Origin of the sequence: Streptomyces colwelliae (genome assembly GCF_048158785.1) — a bacterium.
GTDB lineage: Bacteria > Actinomycetota > Actinomycetes > Streptomycetales > Streptomycetaceae > Streptomyces.
The window spans coordinates 37060-62781 of record NZ_JBLTJC010000013.1 but is presented as its reverse complement, the minus strand read 5'-3'; the positions used below and the strand labels follow the sequence as shown (position 1 = coordinate 62781).

Annotated in this window: 21 protein-coding genes and 1 pseudogene; 6 read left to right on the top strand and 16 right to left on the bottom strand. The window is 70.0% G+C overall.

Annotated elements, in window-relative coordinates; genetic code table 11:
• Both ACNFOC_RS04900 and ACNFOC_RS04895 read left to right on the top strand, forming a co-directional pair.
• The coding region (locus ACNFOC_RS04900) for an aminoglycoside phosphotransferase family protein (protein WP_416956920.1) at window positions 1–1119 on the top strand (1119 nt) is incomplete at its 5' end.
• Between the two features lie 290 nt (window positions 1120–1409).
• A complete protein-coding gene (locus ACNFOC_RS04895) occupies window positions 1410–3380 on the top strand; it encodes an N-acetylmuramoyl-L-alanine amidase (protein WP_416956918.1) in 1971 nt (656 codons plus the stop codon).
• Between the two features lie 9 nt (window positions 3381–3389).
• On the opposite strand, the gene ACNFOC_RS04890 is transcribed toward ACNFOC_RS04895, so the two are convergent.
• Both ACNFOC_RS04890 and ACNFOC_RS04885 read right to left on the bottom strand, forming a co-directional pair.
• On the bottom strand, window positions 3390–3887 hold the full coding sequence (locus ACNFOC_RS04890) for a hypothetical protein (protein WP_406130777.1): 498 nt from the start codon (window positions 3885–3887) through the stop codon (window positions 3390–3392).
• Between the two features lie 124 nt (window positions 3888–4011).
• Window positions 4012–6909 (bottom strand): ATP-binding protein, encoded by a 2898-nt coding sequence (locus ACNFOC_RS04885; RefSeq protein ID WP_416956916.1) that lies wholly within the window; start codon window positions 6907–6909, stop codon window positions 4012–4014.
• Window positions 6910–7143: 234 nt separating this feature from the next.
• Between ACNFOC_RS04885 and ACNFOC_RS04880 the strand changes: the two genes are divergently transcribed.
• A complete protein-coding gene (locus ACNFOC_RS04880; protein WP_416956914.1) occupies window positions 7144–7797 on the top strand; it encodes a pyridoxine/pyridoxamine 5'-phosphate oxidase in 654 nt (217 codons plus the stop codon).
• A gap of 137 nt (window positions 7798–7934) precedes the next feature.
• Here the strand turns inward: ACNFOC_RS04880 and ACNFOC_RS04875 are convergent.
• Together ACNFOC_RS04875 and ACNFOC_RS04870 are read right to left on the bottom strand one after the other, a co-directional pair.
• Window positions 7935–8839: pseudogene (locus ACNFOC_RS04875) on the bottom strand (universal stress protein).
• Window positions 8840–8989: 150 nt separating this feature from the next.
• Window positions 8990–9166: a hypothetical protein gene (locus ACNFOC_RS04870; RefSeq protein ID WP_416956912.1), complete on the bottom strand. Its 177-nt coding sequence runs from the start codon at window positions 9164–9166 to the stop codon at window positions 8990–8992.
• A gap of 3 nt (window positions 9167–9169) precedes the next feature.
• Here ACNFOC_RS04870 and ACNFOC_RS04865 point away from each other — a divergent pair, with 3 nt between their 5' ends.
• Complete coding sequence (locus tag ACNFOC_RS04865) at window positions 9170–9640, top strand: alpha/beta fold hydrolase (protein ID WP_416956910.1); 471 nt, start codon at window positions 9170–9172, stop codon at window positions 9638–9640.
• Entirely contained in the window at window positions 9637–10650 is a 1014-nt protein-coding gene (locus tag ACNFOC_RS04860) for an MFS transporter (protein WP_416956908.1), read from the top strand. The genes ACNFOC_RS04865 and ACNFOC_RS04860 overlap by 4 nt, the downstream gene beginning before the upstream one ends.
• Here the strand turns inward: ACNFOC_RS04860 and ACNFOC_RS04855 are convergent.
• The 4 genes from ACNFOC_RS04855 to ACNFOC_RS04840 all read right to left on the bottom strand — a co-directional run bounded on the left by ACNFOC_RS04855 (window position 10637) and on the right by ACNFOC_RS04840 (window position 15962).
• Window positions 10637–11998 carry an aminomethyl transferase family protein gene (locus ACNFOC_RS04855; RefSeq protein ID WP_416956906.1) on the bottom strand — a complete coding sequence of 454 codons (1362 nt, stop codon included), beginning with the start codon at window positions 11996–11998 and terminating at the stop codon, window positions 10637–10639. The two genes, ACNFOC_RS04860 and ACNFOC_RS04855, sit on opposite strands and share 14 nt — an antisense overlap.
• A gap of 173 nt (window positions 11999–12171) precedes the next feature.
• Entirely contained in the window at window positions 12172–13299 is a 1128-nt protein-coding gene (locus ACNFOC_RS04850) for an MBL fold metallo-hydrolase (protein ID WP_416956904.1), read from the bottom strand.
• 134 nt (window positions 13300–13433) lie between these two features.
• Window positions 13434–14345: a LysR family transcriptional regulator gene (locus ACNFOC_RS04845; protein WP_416956902.1), complete on the bottom strand. Its 912-nt coding sequence runs from the start codon at window positions 14343–14345 to the stop codon at window positions 13434–13436.
• 273 nt (window positions 14346–14618) lie between these two features.
• Window positions 14619–15962 (bottom strand): aminomethyl transferase family protein, encoded by a 1344-nt coding sequence (locus ACNFOC_RS04840; protein WP_416956900.1) that lies wholly within the window; start codon window positions 15960–15962, stop codon window positions 14619–14621.
• Between the two features lie 137 nt (window positions 15963–16099).
• Between ACNFOC_RS04840 and ACNFOC_RS04835 the strand changes: the two genes are divergently transcribed.
• Window positions 16100–16597 (top strand): MarR family winged helix-turn-helix transcriptional regulator, encoded by a 498-nt coding sequence (locus ACNFOC_RS04835; protein ID WP_416956898.1) that lies wholly within the window; start codon window positions 16100–16102, stop codon window positions 16595–16597.
• Window positions 16598–16678: 81 nt separating this feature from the next.
• Here ACNFOC_RS04835 and ACNFOC_RS04830 read toward each other — a convergent pair whose 3' ends face one another.
• From ACNFOC_RS04830 to ACNFOC_RS04795, 8 genes are all read right to left on the bottom strand, one after another.
• Window positions 16679–17572, bottom strand: a complete 894-nt coding sequence (locus ACNFOC_RS04830) for a LacI family DNA-binding transcriptional regulator (RefSeq protein WP_416956896.1) — start codon at window positions 17570–17572, stop codon at window positions 16679–16681.
• 188 nt (window positions 17573–17760) lie between these two features.
• Entirely contained in the window at window positions 17761–18780 is a 1020-nt protein-coding gene (locus ACNFOC_RS04825) for a chorismate-binding protein (protein WP_416956894.1), read from the bottom strand.
• 57 nt (window positions 18781–18837) lie between these two features.
• Window positions 18838–19707, bottom strand: coding sequence for a bifunctional 5,10-methylenetetrahydrofolate dehydrogenase/5,10-methenyltetrahydrofolate cyclohydrolase (locus tag ACNFOC_RS04820; RefSeq protein ID WP_416956892.1), 870 nt, complete (start codon window positions 19705–19707; stop codon window positions 18838–18840).
• Window positions 19708–19874: 167 nt separating this feature from the next.
• The gene (purU, locus tag ACNFOC_RS04815; RefSeq protein ID WP_416956890.1) at window positions 19875–20780 is read right to left on the bottom strand and encodes a formyltetrahydrofolate deformylase; all 906 of its coding nucleotides are present in this window, start codon (window positions 20778–20780) and stop codon (window positions 19875–19877) included.
• Window positions 20777–21649: a methylenetetrahydrofolate reductase gene (locus ACNFOC_RS04810; protein ID WP_416956888.1), complete on the bottom strand. Its 873-nt coding sequence runs from the start codon at window positions 21647–21649 to the stop codon at window positions 20777–20779. Before ACNFOC_RS04810 ends, purU begins: the two co-directional genes overlap by 4 nt.
• Before the next feature lie 133 nt (window positions 21650–21782).
• On the bottom strand, window positions 21783–23126 hold the full coding sequence (locus tag ACNFOC_RS04805; protein WP_416956886.1) for an aminomethyl transferase family protein: 1344 nt from the start codon (window positions 23124–23126) through the stop codon (window positions 21783–21785).
• A 177-nt stretch (window positions 23127–23303) separates the two neighbouring features.
• A complete protein-coding gene (gene folP / locus ACNFOC_RS04800; protein ID WP_416956924.1) occupies window positions 23304–24191 on the bottom strand; it encodes a dihydropteroate synthase in 888 nt (295 codons plus the stop codon).
• Window positions 24192–24409: 218 nt separating this feature from the next.
• A complete protein-coding gene (locus tag ACNFOC_RS04795; RefSeq protein WP_416956884.1) occupies window positions 24410–25438 on the bottom strand; it encodes an NAD-binding protein in 1029 nt (342 codons plus the stop codon).
• Between the last annotated feature and the right edge of the window lie 284 nt (window positions 25439–25722).

The window sequence follows — 25722 nt, the reverse complement described above, 5'->3', positions numbered from 1 at the left end:
GCCCCGCCCCGGTCGCTGCACCCCCGCCCGGGCGCCGGCGGCCCCTACCTCGACCCGGCGCGGCCGGCGGCCGGCCCCGTGCTCGGTGCGGGCAGGCCGCGGCGCGTTCCGGGTCTCGGAACCCAACCGCTCAGCGGGAGACTCGACTTGTCCGGCCCTCAGGGCGCCCAGCTGCGTACGGCGATCGCGTCGGTGCACCGGATCTGTCCGGAGTTCGCTCCGGTGCAGGTGCTACGCCGCAACGGACGCTCCGTGCTCCTGGTCGGAACGACCGGACGCAGCACGGCGGTCGCGAAGTGTTTACTGGACCACTCCCCCGCGTGGGCCGAGCGGATCCGGCATGAAATAGCGGCCTACCGCTCGTTCGTCCGGCACCGCCCGCCGGTGCGCGTACCGCGCCTGATCGCCGCGGACCCGGACAACTGCACGCTCGTCATCGAGCGGATGCCCGGCCGGGTGGCGGCGCTGCACCGGCATCCGGCGGAGGCCCCGCCGCGGGCCGACATCCGGGCGGCCCTCGGCGCGATCTGCCGGCTCAACGCCTGGCGGCCGCCGGCGGGCACGTTCGACGCCCCGCTGGACTACGCGGCCCGTATCTCCCGCTTCCACGAGCTGGGGCTGCTCACCGACCGGGACATGGGCGACCTCCAGAAGCTGCTGCACGGCATCGCGCACTCGGCGGGCCGCGGCGGGATGGGCCAGTTCTGTCACGGCGACGCCCTGCTGTCCAACATCCTCCTCTCACCGGCCGGTCCAGTGCTGGTGGACTGGGAGCACGCGGGCTGGTACCTGCCGGGCTACGACCTGGCGACGCTGTGGGCGGTTCTCGGGGACGCGCCGGTGGCCCGGCGGCAGATCAGTCAGATCGCGCAGTCGGCGGGACCCGCTTCGCGAGACGCCTTCCTGGTCAACCTGATGCTGGTGCTGACCCGGGAGATCCGCACCTACGAGATGGCCGTCCAGCGTTCGATGCACGACTCGACCCCGGCGGCACCGGGAGTGGTGGCCCACCCGGGTGCTGCGCCGTCCGGCGAGGAACAACGGCTGCTGCTGAGGCGGCTGCACGACGACTGCCAGATGGCCCGCCGGGCCGTGCGTGCGGCGGTCGGCACTCGCTGACGGGGACGAAGGTCCGCGATGCGCCCTGCAGCGGCGCACCGCGGACCTTCGTGTGTCTCAGCCATATATGGCGCCCCCATATATGGCTCGTATGTGGCTCGCCCATTGGTGTACTCCACTGACGCCCCGCAGGCCCGGATGCCGCCGCCACGAAACTCCTCGCATCCCCCGTTGACATGGGAAATCGCCTTCCTCTGGGCATGATTGACGGATCGTCGGCCAGCCGGTACCACTGACGCACGCCCGGCCCCGCACGGTTCATGACAATCCCACCGTCCCAGGAGGCTGCATTGCGAGGATCCTCGACCGACCCCACCCGCTCTCCCGGACACAGACGCGCGCGCCGGTCCGCCGGCGCGCTCGCCACCGCCGCCCTGCTGCTGCCCCTGCTGGGCGCGGCCCCCTCGGAGAGCGCCACCGGCTCCTCCGCCACCACCCTCCAGCGGGCGTTCGCGTCGGCGTCCGCCGAGTACCACGTGCCGCAGACGGTTCTGCTGGCCGTCTCCTACCTCCAGTCCCGCTGGGACACGCACGGCGGAGCACCGAGCGTGACCGGCGGCTACGGCCCGATGCACCTCACGGACGCCCGCACCGCCCTCGCCGCGACGGAGCACCTGAGCGAGGGCTCCGAGGACCCCCGCGGCGACAGCGCCCGCACCGCCCTGCATCCCACCGCGCAGATCCCGGCGGAGTCCCAACTCCCGGCCCGGCTCAGGACGTTGACGAAGGCGGCCGAGCTGACCGGCCTTCCGGCGACCGACCTGCGTACCGACGGGACCGCCAATGTGGCCGGCGGTGCCGCACTGCTGGCCGACGCCCAGAAGAACCTCGGTGAGTCGCTGAGCGCGGACCCGGCCGACTGGTACGGCGCGATCGCGCGCTTCTCCGGCGCGGACGACACGGCGACGGCGGCCGCGTATGCCAACGATGTCTACGACGTGATCCACACCGGCGAGGCGCGCACCACGGACGCCGGGCAGCAGGTCACGCTGGCCGCCCGGCCGGACCTCGCGCCGGACACCGCGCAGCTGGGGCAGACCGGCCTGCGCACGGTCTCCGCCGACGGCACCGAATGCCCCAAGAAGGTGTCCTGCGAGTGGATCCCGGCGCCGTACTCCCAGTTCGGGGACAACGACTACGGCAACCACGACCTGGGCGACCGGCCCGCGTCGCAGAGCATCAAGTACATCGTCATCCATGACACGGAAGGCCAGTGGGCCGGTGTCCTGAACCTGGTCCAGGACCCCACCTATGTGTCGTGGAACTACACGATCCGCTCCACCGACGGTCTCATCGCCCAGCATGTGAAGGCCAAGGACGTGGCCTGGCACGCGGGCAACTGGTACATCAACGCCAAGTCGATCGGCATCGAGCACGAGGGCTTCCTCGCCGCGCCGGACGCCTGGTACACGGAGGCGATGTACCGCTCGTCGGCACGGCTGGTGACGTACCTGACGAAGAAGTACGGCATCCCGCTGGACCGGCAGCACATCCTCGGTCACGACAACGTGCCGGGCCCGACCACGTCCACGGTTCCCGGGATGCACACGGACCCGGGCCCGTACTGGGACTGGGCCCACTACTTCGACCTGCTGGGCCACCCGGTCGAGCAGACCGCGAAGAAGGGCGGCGGCCTGGTGACGATCCGCCCCGACTACGCCACCAACCAGCCGGTGTACACGGGCTGCGCCACCGCAGGCCAGCCGTGCGCGGTGCACGGGTCGAGCGAGGTCAGGCTGTACTCCGGTCCCGGCGAGACCTACCCCCTGATCAAGGACATCGGCCTCGGGACGACCCCGACCACCGGGGTCAACGACCTCTCCTCACGGGTGTCCACCGGGCAGCAGTACGCGGTGGCCGACCGCTCCGGGGACTGGACCGCGATCTGGTACCTGGGTCAGGAGGCCTGGTTCAAGAACCCGAAGAAGCAGCCCACCGCGGTGAAGGCGGCCGGTCTGGTGGTGACGCCGAAGGAAGGCGTGGACAGCGTCCCGGTGTACGGCCGCGCCTACCCGGAAGCCTCGGCCTATCCGACAGGAGTGCCCGCCCAGGCGGTGTCCCCTCTGCCGTACAAGCTGCTCAAGGGCCAGAAGTACGTGGTCGGTGACAAGGTGCCCGGCGAGTACTACTACGCGGTCACCTTCACCACCGACTCGCACAAGGTCGTCGTAGGAAAGGATCTCTACTACGAGATCCAGTACGGCCACCGCGTGGAGTTCGTGCGTGCCGCCGACGTGACGGTGGAACGTTCCGGCCGGTAGGCGGTCGCCTCAGCCCTGCTGGAACAGTTCCGCCGGGAGCGGTTTCAGCAGGGCGTAGAGGTCGTCCGTGATGGGGCGGTCCCATGCGGCGATGGTGACCAGGACGTTGTCGCTGCGGTCGAACTGGACGCAGGAGATCCGGCTCTCGGAGAGCTTGAGGCGGCGCACGATCAGCAGGTTGTCGCCCTGCATCACCGGCATGTCCTCGGTGCCTACGACGGTCACCTCCTCGTCGTTCTCCAGCGCGAGGAGCAGTTGCGCGACCTCGAACGGGATCTCGTCCTCGGCGACGTCACGGGCCGGGGAGCCCTCCGGCAGATTGCCGATGACCATCGCGGGGCCGCGGCCGCCGAACAGGTCGTACCGCAGGAACACGCCCTGGCAGCTGCCATCGGGCGCGGGCAGCAGACCGGCACCCAGGTTGCCGGGCCAGTCGCCCGGGTCCATGGCCAGCACATCGAATTCGGGGCCGGCGGGGGTGGCGCTGCGGCGGCGGAGGAACGACATGTCGCAATGGTACGCGGTGCCGTTCGGCGATGTGCGCGAGGTCACGTGGGTTCCGGGGGCGTTGTCGGGTGCGGGTGCGTGGGGGCTGAGCGCGCAGTTCCTCGCGCCCCTGGGGGGATCGGCCTTACGCGGGTTTGAACAGTGCCGTTTCCAAGCCCGTGCGTTCTGTGCCGACCTTTCTGCAGACCGCTGAGAGCAGGCGTACTGCCGTTTGTTCGTCTGTGTGGAGTTCTACGGCTATCTCTGCGTCCGTGTGGCCTTGGGCGGCCAGGGTCGCGGCGGCGCGTTCCTGGGTCGTGAGGGTGTCGGTCTCCGTGCTGTGGAGGCGGCGGGGGCGTAGGCCCGCTGCTGCCAGTTCGGCGCGGGTCGTGTCCGCCAGGCCGTCGGCGCCGCATTGGACGGCTGCGTCCAGGCCTCGGTAGAGGTAGTCACCTGCCTCTTTGGACCTGCCTACCCGGCGGAGTTCGGTGCCGAGGGCGACGAGGGCGCAGGCCAACTCGTAGGCGGCCGGGGAGCGTTCGAGGTGGGTGACGGACTCTTCCAGGAGTTTGGCGCGGGCCGAGCCGGAGGAGACCTCGGCGGCGATGCGGAGGGCCTGGCCGATGGCGGACGGGGTGCCGAACTGGCGGGCGCGGGCGACCGCTTCGTGGGCGGTGGCGACGGCACGCTCGGGGGTGTCGTGGCGTTCGGCGCGGGCGAGGTGGAGCTGCCAGGGGCACCAGGCGGGGTTGCGGATGCCGCGCGGGTCCAGGCGGCGGCCGGCGGCGGCGAGTTCGGCGGCCGCTTCCTTGGCGAGGCCGCGCGCCAGGAGCAGTTCGCCGTACACGGTCTGGGCGTCCGGGAAGACGACGGCGGCCGGGAAGGGCTCCGCGAAGGCGTGGTCCTCGGCGAGTTGTACGGCTTCCGCGACCCGGCCGCGGGCCAGCAGGACCTCGATGAGGATGCCGGTGCCGTACCAGTAGACAGGGGTGCCGGGTCCGACGCGTTCGGCGAGGCGCAGGCCCGCGCGGGCGAAGTCCTCGGCCTCGGCGAGGCGGCCGCGCCGGTAGCGGAGGTAGCCGAGGAAGGTGTAGCCGAAGGACAGGTGCGCGCCGCGCCAGCCCTGTTGTTCGAAGTCGGCGATGCCGGTGGCGAAGAGTTCCTCCGCGCGGCCCGGCCGGTCGCAGTACATGAAGGTGAGGGCGACCAGCACCGGCACCTCGAAGCCGCGGTCGGCCTCCGCCCAGCCGAGGCCACCAGCCAACGCGCGCTCGGCATGGTGCAGGGCCACATGTGCGGGTTCACCACGGAGTACGGCGTCCCAGGTGCGCAGGCCGATGATGTACCGCTCGGTGAGGTCGCGGCCCTTGAGGCGGTCGGCGAGTTTGGTGAGGCGGCGTGAGCGCGAGGGGTGGTCGGGTTCGTCGGCGCGGAAGGCGTCCCACATGAACTGCTCGGAGAGCATGCGCAGTTTGACCCGGGCGTCGCCGGTGACGCGGATCTCGCGGGCGAGGGTGTCGGAGGCCTCGGCGAGGCGGTCGCTGTGGGCGAGGACCTGGGAGAGGCGGTAGACGATGTTCTGCCGCAGGCCGGCGTCGCTGATCGGCTCTTCGAGGGCGGCCCGAAGGTGGTTGACGGTGGTCGCCGGTTCGGTGAGCAGGGAGGCGCTGCCCAGTTCGTACAGGACGGCGGCCCGGTCGTCGAAGGGCGGGGGTTCGCGCAGGGCGCGGGCGAGGTAGCTGCGGGCCGTGTCGGGGGCGCCCGCGCGCAGGGTCTCGCCGGCTGCCGCGCGGAGTTGCTGAACCACCGAGTTGTCGCCGTCGGGGTGGGTCTCCATGAGGTGGCGGGCGGCGGCGGAGGGGCCCTGGCCGTCGTTGATGACGCACCAGGCGGCCTGGCCGTGCAGGGCCACGCGGACGCCGGCGGGGATGGCCCGGTAGACGGCGGCGGCGATGAGCGGGTGGACGAATTCGAGGGTGCCCGCGGCGGTGAGTGTGCCGGTGAGGATGCGGGCGCCGCGCAGTGCGTCGACGGCGTCGGCGGCCTCCTCGTGACCGAGTCCGGCGACGGCGGCGGCGAGCATCGGATGGGGTTCGGTGCCGAGGACCGCGCAGGCCCAGGCGAAGCGGACGGTCGAGGTGCCGAGGCGTTCGAGGCGGGTGGTGAGGCCGCTGCCCTTGACGGCGGCGGCGAGATCGCGCAGTTGGTGGGCCCCGGCCTCGGTGGGGTTCAGGCCGCGGTCGTGGATCTTGGCGGCGAGTTCGACGGCCTCGAACGGGTTCCCGGCGGTGACGGCCCAGCACTCGTGGCAGAACGCGTCGTCGGCGTGCTCGCCGAGCGTCTCCCGCACCAGGTCGGCTACGGCCGCGACGCTGAGCGGTTCGAGATCGAGGGGGCGTCCACCGGCCCGGCCGGGCAGTCCCCTGAACGACTCGGCGTGGTCGGGGAGTTCGTCGGGGCGGTAGGCGACCACGACCAGCAGCGGGAGTTGCTCGGCGCGGGGTGCGAACGCGGCCAGCCAGCCCAGGGATTCGGGGTCGGCCCAGTGCGCGTCGTCGAGGACGAGGACCATCGGGGCACGGTTGACCGCGAGGTGGGTGAGCACCCAGTCGAGGCCGTCACGCAGCCCCTGCTGGTCGGGCGGGGAGCCTTCGGTGGGGGCGCACAGGCCGAGGGCGGGGCCGACGATGTCGTACCAACTCCCCAGCGCGGTACGGAGATCGGCGTCGGCCGAACCGGCGAACTGCGGTTGCAGCAGCTGTCGGGCGACGTGGAAGGCGACGCGCTGCTCCTGGTCGCCGCCGCGTGCGGACAGCACGGTGCAGCCCTGTGCCGCGGCCCGGCGGCGCACTTCGGTGAGGAGGGTGGTCTTGCCGATGCCGGCCCGTCCCGCGAAGGCGAGCAGGGCACCGCGTGGGCGGTCACCCGGTTCGCCGCCGTCCGTGCGCAGACCTGTCAGCTCGCCCAACGCCTCGTCCACGGCGGCGAGTTCACTCTCCCGTTCGAAGAGCGTCCTTCTGCTGTGCGCACTCCGGTGCCCCATGCCATACCCCCTGCCACGGTGGTGCGCCCGCGCGGGGAGCGAACGCGCACCGTGAGCTACAGGGACCTCAGCGTACGCTTCCCGAGGGTCGCGCGACCGGGTAGTCGACGAAGGCGTACCGGCCGGTTTTCCTGTTTCGTCAGGGACGACAGGGACACGGATCCCGCTTGATCAAGTCCCGCCCGAGACCGACGATGGGATCACCACTGTCCCCGGGCCTGGAGGCGAACATCGATGGACGATCTACGGCAACTGCTGCGCGACCTGGAGGTCTTCGCGGGCGAACTGCCCACCTTCGATCCTCTGGCCGCGCCGGACACTCCGTCGGAGCTGTTCACGGAGTGGCTGCTGGGGGCGCTGGAGGCCGGTGTGCGCGAGCCGCACGCGATGACGGTCTCGACAGCCGGCGCCGACGGCAACCCGACCTCAAGAACCTTGATCCTCAAGGGCGTTGGCCCGGACGGCTGGCGATTCGCGTCGGACGGCGGCAGCCTCAAGGCCCGCGATCTCGCCCAACGGCCCTTCGCGGCCCTGACGTTCTACTGGTCGCCGCTCGCCCGCCAGGTCCGCGTGCGTGGTCCGGTCGTGGCGGCGGGCGCGGCGGACAGCGCGGCGGACTTCCTGGCCCGGAGCACCGGCGCCCGCGCGGAGGCGCTCGTCGGCCGCCAGTCGCAGCCGCTGACGGACCTCGCCGAACGGGACACGGCGGTCAAGGAGTCGCTGGAGCGGCTGGAGGACGAGCCGGATCTCGTGGCTCCGGGCTGGACCCTGCACACCGTGCGGCCGGAGTCGGTCGAGTTCTGGCAGGGGGACAAGGAGCGTCGGCATACGCGGCTTGTGTACGTGCGTGAGGGTGCGGGGTGGCGCAAGCAGCTGCTGTGGCCGTGATCGTCAACTCGCCTGCGGGGTATAGCCATCTACATGGTCGAGGACGAACGGACGTGCCGCTACAGCGACTTGCTTACCGACTCAACACGGCCCGTGTCACGCAGGCGAGCAAGTCACCGTAGAGGCACGGGACTTACTCACTCCTCCAAGGCCATCGGCGGCACCACGGCCACCGGACTCGCCGCGTGCAGCAGGACCGCCTGCGTGACCGAGCCGATCAACCGGGCCGGGGAGAGCAGGCGCCGACGGTGGCGGCCCACGACGACCAGGTCCGCGTCCTTGGAGGCGGCGACGAGGTGGCCGGCCGCGTCGCCCGGGGCGACGTAGGGCTCGGTCCGGACGTCCGGGTGGTGTTCGCGGTGCGGGGCGAGGAGGGCCTCGGTGAGGGTGCGGGTCTCGTTCTCGATGGCGTCCTGGTCGATGACCGGCGGGACGAGTTCGCCGGGGGACGTCCAGGCCTGCGGCGGCCACGGGTAGGCGGCGACGACCTGGAGGCGGGCTCCGCGCAGGGCGGCCTCGGTGAAGGCGAAGGAGAGGGTGGCCTCGTCGGGGCTGTCCACGTGCAGACCGACGACCACCCGGGGTCCGGGCTCGACCGGAGTCGCGCCGTGGACCTCGCATCCGGGCCGGGGCACCACGACGACGGGGCAGGCGGCGTCGCGGCGGCGGCCATGCCGTTGGAGCCGAGCAGCAGGCTGGCGAAGCCGCCGCGACCTCGGGAGCCGAGCACCAACAGCTGTGCGGTGGAACCGAGTTCGGGCAGTACGGCGCCCGGTGCGCCCTGCAGCCCGAGGTACTCCATGACCGGCCGGTCAGGACGCCCTTCGAGATACGTACGGACCTGGTCGAGCACCTCGTCCTCGTCCGGCTCCGGCGGCCCGGCGACCAGGACGCCGGGCGGTGTCCAGGCGGCGGCGTACTGCCACACATGGACGACCCGCAACGGCGCCCCGCGTCCACGGGCCGCGTCGAGGGCCCAGTCCAGGGCACGCAGGCTGTCGTCCGAACCGTCGACCGCCGCGATGACCGGCAGGGTGCTCATGGGTTCCTCACCTCCGGAGTAACGGGACCTCCCCCTATGGGGCCTCCCCCTCTGGGGCCAGCCTGGCTCAGGCGTCGGCGCCAGAAGGGTTCTCAAGGTCGCGTGTCCGGAAAATCAGGTGGGACACCCTTCTCGATCCGGGACCTGCGCTTAGCTTGCCTCGGCAACGTCCGGCTGAAGCGGTCCCGGCGTCCCGGCGTCCACAGGCGGCGCGGCGGCGATGATGGTGTCGAGCATCGCGCGCGACGCCTGTAGATCCTCGATGGCGCGGGTGATCCGCTCGCCCTCCCGGCGCAGCTGGGCGAGCAAATCCGGACAGGTGGGCACCAGGTGCTCGTCCTCACCGCCGGCTTCCCTGCCGCCGACCCCGTCCTGGCGCTCGCCGCCCAGCCGATCAAGTCCCTTGCGGCCGCGGATCGTAGGAACGACCTGGCCCGGCTCGCCATCGTGTCCTGCATGTCCCCGGCGGACCTGGCCGACCTCGAACCGGCCGACCTCGACGCACCGGTCGCCCAGACCCTGGCCGCGATGCCGCCGGGGATGCTGGACCACTTCGACCTGGTGTCCCGCGTCGGTGTCCGGCCCGACCTGGCGAAGGTGTCCGCACCCACCCTGGTGGTGGCGCCGACCGGCGACCGGCTGGTGCTGCCCGAAAGCTCGTACCGGCCGGCGGCCGGCATTCCGGGCGCCCAGTTGATCGAGCTGCCCGGCGCCGCCCACATCCTGAACGCGGCGGACCGGGCGACCTGGCTCCGTCACGTCCGCGAGTTCCTCGCCGTTCTCCCCGCCGCGTCGGCGTGAGCGCACCGCTCCTCTCCGATCAGGCCGGTCCGCCCACGGAGTCGCCGGCCCGGCGCCGGAACGGTCTGCTCGTTCTCGCCACCACGACCTTCGTCGTCGTCACCAGGGAGCTGCTGCCGGTCGGGCTGCTGACGCCGATCGGCGACGATCTGGGAGTCGCGCGATCACGGGTGGGGCTGCTGGTCACCGTGTACGCCTTCAGCGTCGGACTGACGGCGGCTCCGCTCACCCACTGGACCGCCGGCCGGCCGCGCAAACATCTCTACCTGACCGTGAGCGCGGTCTTCTCCCTGGGCACCGTGCTGTCCGCGGCCGCGGAGAACTACCCGATGCTGGCGATCGGACGGTTCCTGTGCGGGATGGTGCACGGGGTCTTCTGGTCGATCGTCGCCGGATACGCCGCCGCGCCCGGCCGCTCGGGCCGCGCCACGGCTGTCGTCTTCGCCGGCAACTCGACGGCCCTGGTTCTGGGCGTCCCCCTGGGCACCGTCCTCGGCGGCGTCGTCGGATGGCGCGGTGCCTTCTGGGCCGCGGCGGCCCTCGGCCTCGGAGCACTCGCCGCCGCCCGGCGATTCCTGCCCGACGTTCCCCACCGCTCCGCCCCGCCACGGTCGACAGGCCTCGGCAGCGCGCTGCGCCTGCCCGGCCTGCGAAGCCTGGTGGCAGCAACCGCGTTGCTCGTCCTCGGGCACTTCACCGTCTACACCTACGTGACCCCGCTCCTGCACGACACCGCCGCCTTCAGCGAGGCCGCCACCAGCATGCTCCTGGCCCTGTCGGACACCACGGTGGACGTGGCCGACGAGGCGATGGCCTCGGCCCGACGGCACAACGTCACCGCCTCCTACGACCCCAACTACCGCCCCAGCCTCTGGGCAGACCGAGGCGGCGCCGCACGCGCCCGCGAGATCGGCCCGCGGCTCGCCCGCCACGCAGATGTCGTGGTCGGTGCTCTCTGCCTGGCGGGCCCTTACCCGGGAGTGGACCGGGTGTTGTTCACAGCGCGGTGACGTCGGCCCGCCGGTTGTCCGGCTTGAACGGCAGCGCCGTGACCGTCGCCCGGATCTCCCGCTGCGGGGTGCCAGGGCGGCCCCACAGGACGACGACCTCGGTGCCCGGTGTCGTGTGCGCGGGGTCGAGCACGCAGAGGGAGATCATGGACCGCAGGGTGGGGCTGACCGTCCGGCCCGTGGCCACGCCCACCGGATCGCCCGACACCAGGACCTGGTCGAAGTGGGGACCGCGTCCGCGCGGCATCTCCATCTGGTCGGGCAGCTCGGCCTCGCTCAGGAGCGAGGTGAGAACGCCGGCGACGTCCTGTGCGTTCCACCGCAGACCGACCAACTGGCGTGCGGGTACGCCGCTTTCGGCGTCCCTGACGAGTGCGTCCCGGCCGATGAAGTCCCGGTCGGGGACGCCCTTGCCGAAGCCCCAGCCGAGTTCGGCCGGCTTGCGGAAGTAGTCGGTCACCCCGTTGACGGGGACGAAACTTCCGGTGGGCGTGCCCTTGCGGAACTGCCTCGGCGCACCCGGCGTGAGGATCGACGCCGGCAGATAGTCAAGGCCGTTGGTCGCGATCCCGGCCTCGATGTGCTGAACAGGCTGCGCCCGGAAGCCGAGTTGGCGGATGCCGACGTCCTGCCCGCTCGCCACGACCGCCGCCCAGATCTCGTTGGCGTGTTCGGCCGGCCCGTGCAGCTCGTACCCGAGTTCGCCCGAGATCCCGGTGCGCAGGACCCGTACGGGGACCCGGTCGACCTTCGACATGCGGCTGCGGCTGAAGCCGATGTCGCGCAGGTCGTCCCCCGTCAGCTTCTCCAGCGTGGCCAGGGACGCCGGTCCCTGGATGCCGAAGATGAAGAGCTCGGGGCTGATGTCGGTGGCGGCGGCGTCCCAACTGCCCTGGCTCAGCTGCCACAGCATCCAGTCGCAGCTGCCCGCGGTGTAGACGAACTCGTCCGGCCCCAGTCTGCACAGCACGCCCTCGGAGGCGATCCAGCCGTTCTCGTCGAGCTGCACGTGGTGCTTGATCTGCCCGGTCTCGAAACGGGACAGGTCCCGCATCCCCAGCCGGGAAAGGAAGGCGAGCGCCTGCGGGCCGTGCACCTTCACCTTGTGCAGCGAGGTCCAGTCGCCGAGGTAGCACGAGACGACGTGGGCGGCGCTCTCCTCGACCCACTCCGTGTACTCCTCGGGAAGCAGGATCTGCGCGAAGCGGCCGTAGGTGCCCCGCGCGTTGCCCTCGTCCTGGGCTGCGGCGGCCGGGCTGAACATCGCCGGCCGCTCCGTGATGAACGGAGCCTCGTTCAGCCGGAGGACCGCTTCGTAGGTACTGCGCTGCTGCGGGACAGGGTTCATTTCACTCTCCGTCGAGTGGCCGTCGTCCAGGGTGCCGTCCGGAGGCTCACCCTGTGCTAGATCGATTAAGCCGGACGGTAACAGGCGTTTCGGGGCGAGGCGAGAGCCGTGACGCACCGGTGATCGGTCGCGCGGTGCAAGCAATCCGGAACTTCTCCGTGGTGCCGGACCGGTCAGGACCGGCGGGACCCGCGTCGCCGTACCGGCAGACACAGCAGGTCCGCGCCCAGCACCATCGGTCCGCCGAAGCCCGCCGTGCGGGCGCTGTCGCGGAGCAGGCGTCGCCAGGTCGCGTCGGAGACCGCCACCTGCTGTCCCGGGCCGAGGTGGGTCGCGACCAGCGTTCCCGCGTCCGACTCCGCGGCGATCCGGCCGAGTTGGGCCACGTCCGTGTGGGTCGAGGTGATGTGGTCGATCAGCGCCTGGGACAGGCCGAGACTCGCGAGTCCCGCCGGGTACAGGGCTTCGTGGACCAGGACGTCCGTGTGTGCCGCCAGCGTGATGATGTTCGGGGTCGGTGCCGTGTCGCCGGAGAAGACGACGCTGCCGTGGTCGGTGTCGAAGCGGTAGGCGTAGGCGGGGAAGACCGCGCCGTGCGGGACGAGGACGGCGGTGACCTTCATGTCGTCGTTCTCCATGACGGTGAACGGCGCCATGGCCGGCGCGGAGTTCGCCGCCGAGGCGCCGATCCCCGACGGCGGCAGCACGTCGTGGACGTCGAGCATGGTCGCCGGGTCGATGCCGGCGTGCTCGGTCATGAAGAAGGTCGGTGAGGCCGCGTACGCCTGGCCGGCCAGCCTCGTCATCTCGACGGTGCCCGGCAGGAGCCCGGGGGCTCCGGTGACCGTCGAGGCGACGCCGGCGGAGCCGGGGCCGTAGACGTCGACGGGGTTCTGGAAGCCCTGCGCGCCCGCGGCGCCCGCCGACAGCAGCGGGAACGAGTAGTAGTCGACGATGTGGTCCGCGTGCAGGTGGGTCAGGAAGATCCCGGCCAGCGACGGCATGGACAGACCGGCGCGCAGGTACTGCGTCACCGCTCCTCGTCCGCAGTCGATCACATACGTTCTGCCGTTCACCGTCAGCGCCGACGAGATGCCGTACCGGGTGGCCAGGGGCGGCGGGCCGCCGTTGGTGCCGAGGAGGGTCACGGACAGGCCCGCTCCGGAGGGCGCGGATCCCGTGTCCGTCACCGCCGCGGCCGGCTCGGCGCCGAGCAGCGGTACGGCGACGGCGACGGCGGATGCCGCCATCGCGCCCAGCATCGTCCGGCGGGACGTCGGTTCATCCAGGGGTTCGCACATGAGGACAGCTCCTTGGCGGCTCGATTGGCCTTGCCACAGTGGCCACATGGAGCACAACTGTCCATCGTTCAGCACAAATTATGAATTCCCGGGGCGAATCATAAGGTTTCACGCCGAGCATGCATCCGTAGAAATCAGAAGCCGAACGTCGGGATCGGGTTCTCAGCGAACCACTGCGCGAGGAAGTCCAGGAAGACGGTGATCTTGCGCTGGGTGCCCGGCCCGGGCCCGTGGATGGCGTAGAGCGGCCGGTCGGGTGCCGCCAGGTGGGGCAGCTGGACCTGGAGGGCCCCGGAGACGAGATCGTCGTAGACGGACCGCTGTGGGAGCAGTGCGATGCCGCGCCCATGGACGGCGGCCTTCTGGAGTGCGATGTAGGAGTTGGACGAGAAGGCCACGTTGCGGATCTTGTGCAGCGTGGAGGTAGGGCCGTGCCCGATGCGCCAGACCGGGTCGTTGACGTGCACCAGGCAGTCGCGGCCGGCCAGGTCGTTGGGATGCGTCAGGGGTCCGTGTTCGTCGACGTACGTCTTCGACGCGCACAGGACGAAGGGCAGCGAGGCGATCTTCTTCAGTCGGACGTTGGAGTCCCTGAGGTCCCGGGTGTGGAACGCCAGATCGAAACCGCCGTCCAGGAAGTCGTACGTCCGGTCGGACACGCCTCCCAGCTCGAACCGGATCTGGATCTTCGGGTGCACGGCGGAGAACGCGGCGATGGCGTCCCCGAGGTCCAGGCTCCCGATCCACTTCGGGCAGATGATGCTGAGCACGCCCTCCGCCCGGTCGTGCAGATGCGCGATGTTGGAGTCCTCGGCGTCGATCTCCTTCACGATGCGGGCGGCGAACTCGGCATAGCGCAGGCCCGGTTCGGTCAGGCTCACCGAGCGGGCCGTGCGGTTGACCAGCCGGACACCGACCTGTCGCTCCAGCTCGGCGACATGCCGCGACACGAGCGACCCCGACGATCCCAGCGCTTTGGCGGCGCCGTTGAAGCTGCCGAGGTCGGCGACGATGACGAAACTGCGCATGAGGAGCAGACGGTCCATGGGATTCCTCCGGTCGTCCACGGCACCGGTGTCCCTCCCGGGCCGCGTCGAGCATGCGGCGATGCAGCTGGGCAGTACCACCTTCAAGTGCCGAGCCCGGAAGGCCGGCGATGGCGAAGCGCAAGACCATCGGAGTCGGATCGGGCGGCACACCCAGCCACTAGATCGATCTAGCGATCGTAACAGAAACCACCCTTACCACGAGACCTGGGCACGGCAAGCGCGGTTCCTGCGGTGTCAGAGCATCCATCGCATTGCTCGTCCGCGGCCCCGTCAGTGCTTCTTCGTCGCGAACGGACGCGCCATGACCGTTCCGCGGACGCGTGTCTGGGCGTGGCGCTCGACGGCCGGGTTGGGCGAGCCGCCGTTCGGTTCGCCCCAGACGATCTCCACCTGGTCGCCGGCCGCGGCCTCCGGAGCGATCGTGCCGAGCGAGATCCAGCCGCGTACGTTCGCCGAGTACGAGGTGAGCATCGCCGCCCCGACGAGTTCGCCGTCCTTCTCCACCCGGTCGAACTGACACGCGGTGTAGAACGCGGCCGGCATCTCGATGTACTTGAAGCGCCCCTCGCCCTTCTCGTACATGCTCGCGAAGATCTTCGCGACGTCGTCGCGGTCCCAGAGCACCCAGGCCTTGCGCCGGTGCGGCTGGTCCTTGATCGCCTCAAGCCCCTCGCGTCCGACGAAGTCGTGGTCGAACTTGAGGATGTGGCCGTAGCCGAGGTCCCACGGGGTGGTGTAGTAGTCCTCGATCCGGTCGGCGACGTAGCTGCCGCCGAGGGCGAGGTTGCCCTCGAAGGAACGCGCCGAGTGCCACTCGCGGAACGCCTTCATATCCTCGCCGGAGTAGGTCGCCGGCAGGGTGTTGGCGATCCAGCCCGACTCGGTGGCGACCGACGCGTAGGCGCGGGCGCCGACCTGGCGCAGGCCGTACTCGGCGCCGGCCTCCACGATGAGGTCGCGCACCGGGTCGATGTCCGCGTACGGCCCGGTGAACTCGTAGCCCGGGAAGCCGGACATGCGGTGGTTGAGCGCGGTGACCTGGTGCGGGCCGACGTTGAAGCGGCCCATGGTGAAGAACGGGATGTCCGGCATCGGGCCGCCGTTGACCTTCTCGAAGATCGCCGCGGCGTGCGGGCCCTGGAGTTGGAGCCGGAACAGGTCCCGGCCCTTCGGGTTGTTCACGGTGCGCTCGTCCCGGCGGACGGTGACGTCCCAGTCGCCGGTGGCCGCGTTGAACTGGACCCAGTTGAGGGCCGGCGGCCGGCCGACGATCCGGACGTGGCGGTCGCCGACGCAGAACAGGATGCAGTCACCGATCATGTAGCCGTCGGGACGGACCGTGATGAGCTGCTTGGCACTGCCGGGGCCGAAGCCCTGGAAGCTGTTCGCCCCGAGGTGTTCGAGCAGCCTGTACGTGTCGGGCCCCTGTACGACGAGGTCCGTCATGTGGTGCGACAGGTCCATCAGCGCGGCGCTGTTGCGCCATGCCTCCTGCTCGTCGCGCCAGTTGCTGAACTCCGACTTGATCGGGAACGGGTACGCCCCGGAGCGCCCCTGACGAAGCAGGGCGAGCGCTCCTCCAGCCTTGTTGATCTCTTCTTCGAGACTCGGCATGGGATTCCTCTCGGTCACCGGTGCGCAGCCTCGCTGCTGCGCCCCGAAACCGTATAACAGACACCTGTAAAGTTTGAAGATGTCTGAAACAATGAGCCTCGGCGGATACTGGTGCTCCGCACAAACGGAGGGTGACGATGTCTTCGGCGAAGGACAGCACTGGTCCCGCATGGCAGGACGGCCTTCCCCACGTCCTGTGGCGAACGCAGCAGGCCGTACACAGCCGTCTTCAGAGCGCACTCGACGAACTCGACGTCACGGTGACCCAGTTGGGCCTCGCCGTTCACCTCGACGAACTCGGCCTGATGTCCGCCTCGGACCTGTCACGGCTCTTTCACATCACGCCGCAGAGCGCGACGACGGCCCTCGCGCAGCTCGAACGCGTCGGGTGGGTCCGCCGGCTGCCCCACCCGGTGCACAAGCGCGTCATCCTCCACGAACTCACCGAAGCGGGCCTCGCCGGCGTCGCGGACGGCCGGGCGCGCATCGCCGCGATCGACAGCGCACTCGCCGGGATCCTGGGCGACGGAGGCAAGGACGAGATCATCGGACAGCTGCGAAAGCTGCTCGTCACGCTGGAAGGCGAGGATCAGACGTATGCGGGGATGTGGCCGGTCGTCCGTACCACCTCGTGAGCGACGGCGGACCGCTCATCGACACGGGGCGACGCCGACGATCGCCACTCCGGCGACGCCCTGGTTACGGGTGTGAAGCGGTCACACAGACCCCCGCGCCACGATCCACCCCGGCACGGGCGCCAGCCCTCCGGTGTCGATTCCCAGGACATTGCGGGCGGCGATCCTCCCCAGGACTTCGGCGTCGATGTGCACGGTGGTGAGGGCGGGTGTGGTCAGCGAGCCGTGCTCGGTCTCGTCGAAGCCGATCACCGCCACCTTCTCGGGTACCCGCACTCCGAGATCCCGCAGAGCCGTAAGACTGCGCAACGCGATGTCGTCGTCGAAGGCCGCCAGGGCGGTCACGTCGGCGTGGGCTGACAGGAACATCTGGATGGCGGCCGCGCCGGCTTCCCGCGGCCTCGGTACGACGAAACGTTCCAGGGGCGGAAGCCCCCGACGCCGGGCGGCCTCCTGGGCGAAGCCGAGCCGGGCATCGGTCAGCGGAAAGTCGTGGTCGGGCATCGCCAGGGCGATCCGGGTGTGCCCCCGGTCGGCGAGATATGCGATCTGCAACGCGGCGTTGGCGGCGAATCCGCTCTCCCAGTCCTCCTCGCTCGGTGCGCGTCCCTGCATGTAGACCTCGCCGAGCCGCAGCACCGCCCGCGGCACGATGGTGTCCAGAACCTTCTGCGTTGCCTCCGGGATCGAGTGCCCGTGCCGCACCAGAAGGATGTGGTCGTGTTCGGCCAACTCCTCGTCGAGGCCCCGGACATAACTGCGGGAGAAGTTGCCCTCCATGCCCCAGTCGACATTGAGCACCACGATGCGCGAAGACCCCTCGCGCAGTGCGCGGGCGATCCCGTGCGGGACGTACCCCAGATCCTGGGCGGCCTCCATCACCCGCTCGCGGGTGGCGGCGGAAATGGTCTGGCGCGGGTCGTCGTTCAGCACGAAACTCACCGTCGCCCGCGACACACCGGACGCCTTGGCCACGTCACTCAACGTCACTCGGCCCGAACGGCCCATGCCCGCACACTCCCCTCGTCGGCCTTGCACGCTGTACGCCCCGCGAGCAGGCATCACGGAAAGTGGCCGGCCATCAGCACGTTGGGTTCACTCTACGTGCTAGATCGATTCAGCTCTCCAGTGGAGGACACGACTCACCCGGACCGCGGAAGCCCCTACGGGCCGCCGATCGCTATGGCCAACAGCCGACGTGCCTTCAGCTCGGTCTCCTCCCACTCCCGCTCGGGTTCCGAACCCCAGGTGATGCCCGCCCCGGTACCGAACTTCAGGAGCCCTTCACCGCGGTCGATCCAGAAAGTGCGGATTCCTACGGCCAGTTCGCCGCGTCCACGGTCGGCGTCGACCCAGCCGATGCCACCGCAGTAAGGACCGCGGGGCGAGGTCTCCAACGCCTCGATGATCTCCAGGGCGCTCTTCTTGGGCGCTCCTGTGACCGAACCGGGTGGGAACGTGGCCGCCAGCAGTTCGGGCCAGCCCACACCTTCGCGCAATCGCCCTCTCACCATGGACACGAGGTGCACGAGCCCCGGATGCTTCTCCACTGCGCACAGGTCGGGCACCGTCACGGAGCCGGGGACACACACGCGGCCGAGGTCGTTGCGGACCAGGTCGACGATCATCACGTTCTCCGCGTAGTCCTTCTCCAGCAGATCCGCCTCGGTGCGGCCGGTTCCCTTGATGGGGCCCGACGCCACGTACCTTCCGGTGCGCCGCAGGAAGAGTTCCGGCGAGGCGGTGGCCAGCTCCACACCATGCCGCGGCAGGCGGATCACGCCCGCGAAGGGTGCGGGATTGTGCCGCACCAGCAGGCTGGAGAGTGCCACGACATCGGCTTCCGGTACGACGGGAGCCGACACCACACGGCAGAGGTTGGCCTGGTAGACCTCACCCGCGGCGATGTGCTCGCGGATGCGTGCCACACCGTCCATGTAGGCGGGACGGCTGAGGGAGGAGGTCCATTCGCCGGCACGGGGACCGCGCCAAGGCGCCGCAGGAAGACGGCCGGTCTCGATCGGTCGTACATCGTGGAAGCGGGCACACGTCAGGTGCCCCTCGAAGTCCGCCGCCACGGCCCAGAAGCCCTCGGAGTCCAGCGCCGCAGGGTCGTCGGTGACGTCCGCGAGACCGGTGGCGAGGTGTCCGCCGAGCAGTGCCACGGGAGGGAACTGGACCATTCCGAACCTCCTTCGCCGCGAGCGTCTCCCCCGTCGAGCTCGAACTCCGCCGGGATCTCAAGCCGCGGCGATCTCGCATCCGGAGCTCCACTGGGCGGCTCGCAGTGTGTTGACCAGGAGCATGGCGATGGTCATGGGGCCCACACCGCCCGGGACGGGGGTGATGCGTCCGGCGATTCCGTCGAGCTCTTCGGCGCGGACGTCGCCGGCCAGGCCCGAAGGCGTCCGGTGGATGCCGACATCGATCACGACGGCACCGGGCCTGACGTGTTCGGGTCCGACGAGCCCGCGTACGCCGGTGGCGACCACGACGATGTCGGCGCGACGGGTGACCGCGGCGAGATCGACGGTGAACTCGTGCGCCACTGACACAGTTGCCCCGCGCCTCAGAAGCAGGCTGGTCAAGGGCTTGCCGACGAGTTCTCCCCAGCCGACCACCGCGACGCTCGCGCCCGTGAGCGGAATGCTCTCGGCATCGAGCAGTTCGATGACACCGCTGGGCGTGCAGGGGCGCAACCCCCGCTCCCCACGGGCGAGGAGTCCGAGGCTTGCGGTGGTGAGGCCGTCGACGTCCTTGGCGACGGGGATGCGGTCGATCAGCGTGGCCGCGTCGAGCTGCCGGGGCAGGGGGAGTTGGAGCAGGATGCCGGAGACCTCCGGATCGGCGGTCAGTTCGTCCACTACGGCGGCCACATCGTCGTGCGTCGCGTGTTGGGGCAGGTGGCGGTGGAAGTCGCGCATGCCGGCTTCCTTGATGGCGCGCCGTTTCGCCGCGACGTACACGGCGCTGGCCAGATCGTCGCCGACGAGGACGGTCGCCAATCCGGGGATTCTCCCTGAACCGGTAGCTGCGATCGCGGCGACTTCCGTGGCGACCTGCGAACGGATCCGTCGAGCGATCCTGGTGCCGTCGATCCTGGTTGTCATGGTGACGAACCGCCTTCTTGTGATGGTGAACGATCCGCCCGGATGACAGGGGCGTGCTGTTCGTGGTCGGGGTGACCACGGCTGTACGGCGCCCAGGCCGAGCTGGTCGTTGCCGCGGTCACCACGGGCGGTTTCCTGTCGACGGGAATCGATGAGCCGTCTCGCCTTCAGGCGAAGACGATGGTGTGGTTGCCGTCGCGGATGACCCGGTCCTCGGCGTGCCACAGCACGGCGCGGGAGAGCACCGCCCGTTCCACGTCGGCGCCCCGGCGCGTGAGGTCGGTGGCCGAGTGGGCATGGGTGACGCGCACGACGTCCTGCTCGATGATCGGGCCCTCGTCCAGGTCCTGGGTGACGTAGTGGGCGGTGGCTCCCACCAGTTTCACACCGCGTTCCTTGGCCTTGGCGTACGGACCGGCGCCGATGAAGGCGGGGAGGAAGGAGTGGTGGATGTTGATGATCGGCACGCCCACCTGCTCGATGAAGCCGCCGGAGAGGATCTGCATGTAGCGGGCCAGGACGACGAAGTCCACATTGCCCTTCAGCAGCCGCACGTGCTCAGCCTCGGCAGCGGACTTGTCCGCTCCCTGGCAGGGCACGTGGAAGAAGGGGATCCCGAAGCTGCGGACCTCCTCGGCGACGTCCGGATGATTGGAGATCACCATGGCGACGGTGACGGGCAGTTGCCCCTGCCGGTGGCGCCACAGCAGGTCGAGCAGGCAGTGATCGGACTTCGAGGCGAAGATCGCGACGCGCTTGGGCACCGACAGGTCGCGCAGGGTGTAGTTCAGCCCGAACGCGTCCACCAGGTGCTCGTCCAGATCGGTCCGCAGCGCGGGCAGCACGGCCTGGAGCCCGTCGAAGCCGAAGACCGTGCGCTGGAAGAAGGCGCCGCCCTGCGGGTTGTCGGAGTACTGGTCGAGGGAGACGATGTTCGCGCCGTGGCGGCTCAGGACGGATGTCACGGCCGCGACGATGCCCGTGGCGTCGGCGCCCTGCACGATCAGCGAAGCCTGCTGGGCGTGTCGTTTGCTCGTGACGGTGCGGGCCGGAGCGTCTTGCGTGAGGGTCATGCCAGGCTGTCCTTCCGGAAGCGGGCGGCCCAGTCGGAGGTGGCCTTGAGCCCGCCGAACGTATAGAAGTGGATCTTCAGGTCGCCGTGCCGGGCCGGGTCGTAGGCCGTGGCGAGATCGCGCAGGAAGCGATCGGGTCCTGCGGTGCCCATGAGATTGCTCAGCGAGAATCCGTATTTCTTGACGACCGAGGCGCTGGTTCCGACGCCGAAACGGGCGGCGTACGACATGAGCCGGCGTACTCCGGCGGGCCCGGGCACTCCGATCCTGATCGGGAGCGCGATGCCCCGGCCGCGGACCTGTTCGACCCAGGCGAGCACCGGGTCGACGTCGAACCCGAACTGCGTGATGACGCAGCCCTCCAGGGGCTGGGTGACGAGCGCCGTGTGCTTGTCCTGCAACGCGGACCAGAGTGCTCCGCCGTCGATCTCGGGATGACCTTCCGGATATCCGCTGATGCCTACATGGCGGACGCCGTACTCCTGCAACAGCCCCGTGCCGATCAGGGACAGGGAATCGGAGTAGGGGCCCTCGGGCTGCGCCGGATCCCCACCGACCACGAACACGTTGCCGGATGTGCCGTCGTCGCGCAGGCCGGCCAGGAACTGCTCGAAGTCGGCGCGCGACCCCAGGCGGCGGGCCGATATGTGGGGCACCGGAACGAACCCGAGCCGCTTGACCGCCCGCGCCGCCTCCAACCGCATCTCCAGGTTCTCGTTGCCGAGGAAGGTGATATTGATCCGGGTGCCCTCGGGGATGCTGTCGCGGGCCTCCTCCAGTTTGGGGACGTCTTTCCCCGTCATCTCCAGGGAGAAGTCCTCCAGCAACGACGTACCGACCGCTGCTCGTACCGTGCTCTCGGGATTCATCGTCTTTCGTCTCGCTTTCTCGTCTGCGGGGGCCGGTCATGGGGGCTCCCGCAGCACCGCCGAGACGGCCCGGCGACATGACGTCGCGTCAGCATCAGGCCGGGCCGTAGCGGTGCCGTGCAGTCCGGTGAGGTCAGCGGTCGCGGCGGTAGAGGGTGCGCGCGTGCTGGTTGAACGGGGAGGTCTGGACGGTGGCCCGGATGCGGGGGAAGCCGAGGTCGGCCTCAGGGTCGGTGCCGGAACCGGGGTGCTCGCCCCAGACCACCGTCACCTCGGTGCCCGGCGCGGCGTGTTCGGAGTCGATCAGGGTCTGCGCCAGCACCGCCCCCACCGGGTCGATCGACGCGCTCTGCATCGTCACGCCGACCAGACCGGCGGCGGTCTCCACCCGGTGACGGGCGTAGGAGAGGACGAAGCCGGGGTCCTCCCCCTGTCCGACGGCCGTGCGGACGTCGTCCGGGTCGAGGACGAGGGTGACCTTGGTACGGAGCGGCTCGTCCTTGGCCTTCTTCAGGGCGTCCCGCCCCACGAAGTCATGGCCGAAGTGGATCACCTTCCCGTAGCCCAGCTCGTACGGGGAGACGTAGTAGTCCTCGATGTCCTCGGAGAAGTAGCTGCCGTTCAGCGGACGCTTGCCCTCGATGCCGAACAGCGGCAGGTACCCGCGGTAGTCCAGCAGGTCGGGGTCGGTGTAGATGCCGGGGACGGGCGAGGGAATCCAGCCGCTCTCCACACTGGGCGTGGCGTACGCGAGGGCGCCGACCTGGATCAGGCCGAGCGGCTCGCCGGCCTTGAGGAATGCCTCATGCACGTACGCGGAGTGCTCCCACGGGCCGATGAACTCGAAGCCGGCCTGGCCGGCCATGCCGTGACGCAGGGCGCGAAGGGGACGGCCGTCGAGGGAGACCGCGCTGGAGTGGAAGAACTTCGTCTCCGGCAACGGCCCGCCGAAGACCCGCTCGACGAGTTCCGTCGCCAGCGGCCCCTGGATCTGGTACCGGAACAGCTTGGGATCGCCGCCACCCGGACGGAAGGCGGAGGACGGGTCGGTGACGAAGCCGACGTCGTAGCCGCCCTTCTCCGCGTGGTACTGCACCCAGTGCTGCGCGGCCGGGATCCCGCTGAGGAGGTACTTGTTCTCGCCCTCCCGGGCGAGGATCCCGTCGGTGACGATGTGGCCGGTGCGGGTGACCGGCACGTACTGCTTGGCCTGCCCGATCGCGAACTTCTCGAAGTTGTTGACCCCGTGCTCGGCGAGCACCTTCGTGGCGTCCGGGCCCTCGATCCACATGTCGTACATGTGATGCGAGAGGTTGAGGAGGGCCACGCCCTCGTGCCAGGCCGCCTGCTCCTGACGCCAGCCGGAGTACTCACGCTCGACGACTTCGGGGGTCCACGGTTCGGCACCGGGCTGCCACAGCAGCTTCATCGGCGAACCGGCCTTGTCGATGCCGTCCTGGAGGGTGGGGAGTGCCATGGTGGCTCCTTGCTCGTAGCGACTCTCAGCGGTCTGTTCCATGGAAACTAAATCGATCTAGTAGTTGGACGACGGGTTCCCCCGCTCAGCAAATCGGAGGGAGTTCGCGGCGCTAAACCGATCTAGTGAAGCTAGCAAACCGGCCTCGCCCGGGGCGAGTACCAGCGGGTGGATTCCTTACGGTTCTCGATCGAGGTGCGCGCCGTAGGCGGCCGCCATGCGCACCGCATCGAGGCCGGCGCGGACATCATGGACACGCACACAGAACGCGCCCCCGACGGCGGCGAGCGCGGAGACCGCCGCCGACGCCACGTCCCGCCCTGCCGGCGGCACCTCGCCGGCACCCCCGGCCGCGAGGGCAGCGCCGATGAAGCGCTTCCTCGACGCACCGACGAGCACCGGATACCCCAGTCGCCGGAGAGATCCCAGGTGGGCCAGAAGCGTCCAGTCGTGCTCGGGCCGCTTGGAGAAGCCGATCCCCGGATCGATGGCGACGCGAGCCAGGTCGACTCCCCCTTCCGCCAACCGCCAAAGGGCTCGGCCGAGTTCGGTGACGACATCGGCGACGACATCGCCGTACTCGGCATGGTCGTCCATCTCACGGCTCGGCGCACGCCAGTGCATGGCTATGTACGGCACGCCGGCCGCTGCGACGGTGGACGCCATGGCCGGGTCGGCCAGGCCGCCGCTCACGTCGTTGACCAGACGAGCACCCGCCTCGACGGCAGCCCGGGCCACGGGCGCGTGCATGGTGTCGATGCTCGTGCACACGCCGGCCCGGGCGAGTTCACGCACGACCGGCAGGGTCCGGGCAAGTTCCTCGTCCAGACCCACGGGGTGCGCCCCCGGGCGGGTGGACTCGCCGCCGACGTCCACGATGTCCGCGCCCTGAGCCGCGAGTCCCAGTCCCCGGTCGATGGCACATCGGGTGTCCGCGTACAGGCCCGCGTCGGAGAACGAGTCAGGCGTGACGTTCAGGATCCCCATGACCAGGCATCGTCCGGGCCGGGGCAGCCCTTCGAGTCCCACAGGTGTTCTCGGCCGCCTGACGGCGACGTCTTGCATGGTTGGCATCGGTGGCAACCCCCTTGATCCCACGTCCCGCCGTGAGAAAGGAACGCTAAATCGATTAGGTCGTCAGGTTACAGGCAGAATACTTAATCGTTCTAGTCCTTCCGGAAGACTATCTACGAGACCGTCGCCGCCACCTCCGACGGGTTGGCGGTCAGATGCCCGCAGCGGGCCCGATCCGACAGGGCCGTGACTGAAGGTGCATCGGGGCTCTACGGGAAGACGCCGTCCTGGTGGGCGACCACGCCGGCCACGGGCTGCCCCAGGAGGCGGGCGACGACGTAGCCGGCCGCCATGCCGGTGACGTCTCTGATGGTTCCCATGGGCAGCAGGGAACGTGTTTCGGCGATGGCTTCGTGTTCGCCCACCCTGATCAGCACGCGTGTGTCGGCCGCGACCCCGCGCGCGGCAATGGCGACGGCTATGTTGTCGAGATCGTCCGAACCGACCGCGGCAAGGGCACGGGCGGTGCGCAGCCGGAGCCGCTCCAGTACGTGACGGTCACCGCCGTTGCCTGTCATGACCGGGACGCCCGAGTTGCGGACGAGTCGCGCTGCGGCTGCCTGTGGGTCGCGTTCGACGCCGACGACAGGTACTCCACGACTCCTCAGCTCCGCACAGAAGCGCATGCCCACCTGCCCCACACCGACCACGATGACGTGACCCGAGCGGGGCAGGGTCCGCGGCCCCACCAGGCCGATCAGCTTCGGGCCGAGCATCCGGTCCACCACTCCCGCGGTGAACAGCGCGGTGAAGGCGACGGTGCTCAGCATCGCGAGTCCGGCGAACACCTGGTACCCCTGGGCATCGGCGGGAGCGCCCGCAGGGCCGACACCCGCGACAACCCGCGCCGCGTCGAAGAACGCCTCCGCCGAGGGGTGACCGCACCCGACCAGCCACACCCAGTCCCCGATCAGAACGGCGAGAACGGCAAGCATCCCAACGATCAGCCGTCGTGTGCCTGCATCGTGAGGGCGCAGCTGACGTAGTGCCCAGCCGGCCCGGGTTCTGCAGCGTGCTCGAGGCCGTTGACTCCAGTCCTCTGCGCAGAGGATGTTCTGGTGGTTCTGATGGACCGCCCGGATCCGGTCTCCGTGCCGCTGTACCGCGATGATGGCGGGGTCCAGGCACGGCCCGGCCAGGGCGGGCGCGACCAGGTCCGCGGGCGAGGTGACCTCGCACTGCGGCAGCAGCCGGCTGAGTTCGTCGGCCACGGTCCAGTTGAAGACCGTGGCGATCAATGACGGTTGGTACGAGGGCGTACCGATTGCATGGTCACGGTCCTGGGCGTCCTGCCGTCGGAGGGCGTAATGAGGGAGTCTCGCCAGGCTGAAGCCGGTCAAGGGCCGCGTCGGTGTGCCGTCCGCGGTGTCCGCACAGGGCGGCCGGCGGGGGCGAGGTACTTCGTTCGTGCCTTCGGCGGAGCGATGGTAGAGGCGATGTCCTGCTCACCGGGCGAAAGCAAACGTTGCACCCTGAAGGGGAAATCGGTCGTCGAAGCGCCGCTCCGGCATCGGCTCCATCC

Excerpts from the sequence above, each read along its gene's own strand:
- ACNFOC_RS04845 (WP_416956902.1), bottom strand. The coding sequence starts at position 14,345 with ATGGACCGTCTGCTCCTCATGCGCAGTTTCGTCATCGTCGCCGACCTC.
- ACNFOC_RS04885 (WP_416956916.1), bottom strand. The coding sequence starts at position 6,909 with ATGGGGCACCGGAGTGCGCACAGCAGAAGGACGCTCTTCGAACGGGAG.
- ACNFOC_RS04850 (WP_416956904.1), bottom strand. The coding sequence starts at position 13,299 with ATGTGCGAACCCCTGGATGAACCGACGTCCCGCCGGACGATGCTGGGC.
- ACNFOC_RS04840 (WP_416956900.1), bottom strand. The coding sequence starts at position 15,962 with ATGCCGAGTCTCGAAGAAGAGATCAACAAGGCTGGAGGAGCGCTCGCC.
- ACNFOC_RS04820 (WP_416956892.1), bottom strand. The coding sequence starts at position 19,707 with ATGACAACCAGGATCGACGGCACCAGGATCGCTCGACGGATCCGTTCG.
- ACNFOC_RS04805 (WP_416956886.1), bottom strand. The coding sequence starts at position 23,126 with ATGGCACTCCCCACCCTCCAGGACGGCATCGACAAGGCCGGTTCGCCG.
- ACNFOC_RS04835 (WP_416956898.1), top strand. The coding sequence starts at position 16,100 with ATGTCTTCGGCGAAGGACAGCACTGGTCCCGCATGGCAGGACGGCCTT.
- ACNFOC_RS04855 (WP_416956906.1), bottom strand. The coding sequence starts at position 11,998 with ATGAACCCTGTCCCGCAGCAGCGCAGTACCTACGAAGCGGTCCTCCGG.
- ACNFOC_RS04880 (WP_416956914.1), top strand. The coding sequence starts at position 7,144 with ATGGACGATCTACGGCAACTGCTGCGCGACCTGGAGGTCTTCGCGGGC.
- folP (WP_416956924.1), bottom strand. The coding sequence starts at position 24,191 with ATGCAAGACGTCGCCGTCAGGCGGCCGAGAACACCTGTGGGACTCGAA.
- ACNFOC_RS04810 (WP_416956888.1), bottom strand. The coding sequence starts at position 21,649 with ATGAATCCCGAGAGCACGGTACGAGCAGCGGTCGGTACGTCGTTGCTG.
- purU (WP_416956890.1), bottom strand. The coding sequence starts at position 20,780 with ATGACCCTCACGCAAGACGCTCCGGCCCGCACCGTCACGAGCAAACGA.
- ACNFOC_RS04825 (WP_416956894.1), bottom strand. The coding sequence starts at position 18,780 with ATGGTCCAGTTCCCTCCCGTGGCACTGCTCGGCGGACACCTCGCCACC.
- ACNFOC_RS04890 (WP_406130777.1), bottom strand. The coding sequence starts at position 3,887 with ATGTCGTTCCTCCGCCGCCGCAGCGCCACCCCCGCCGGCCCCGAATTC.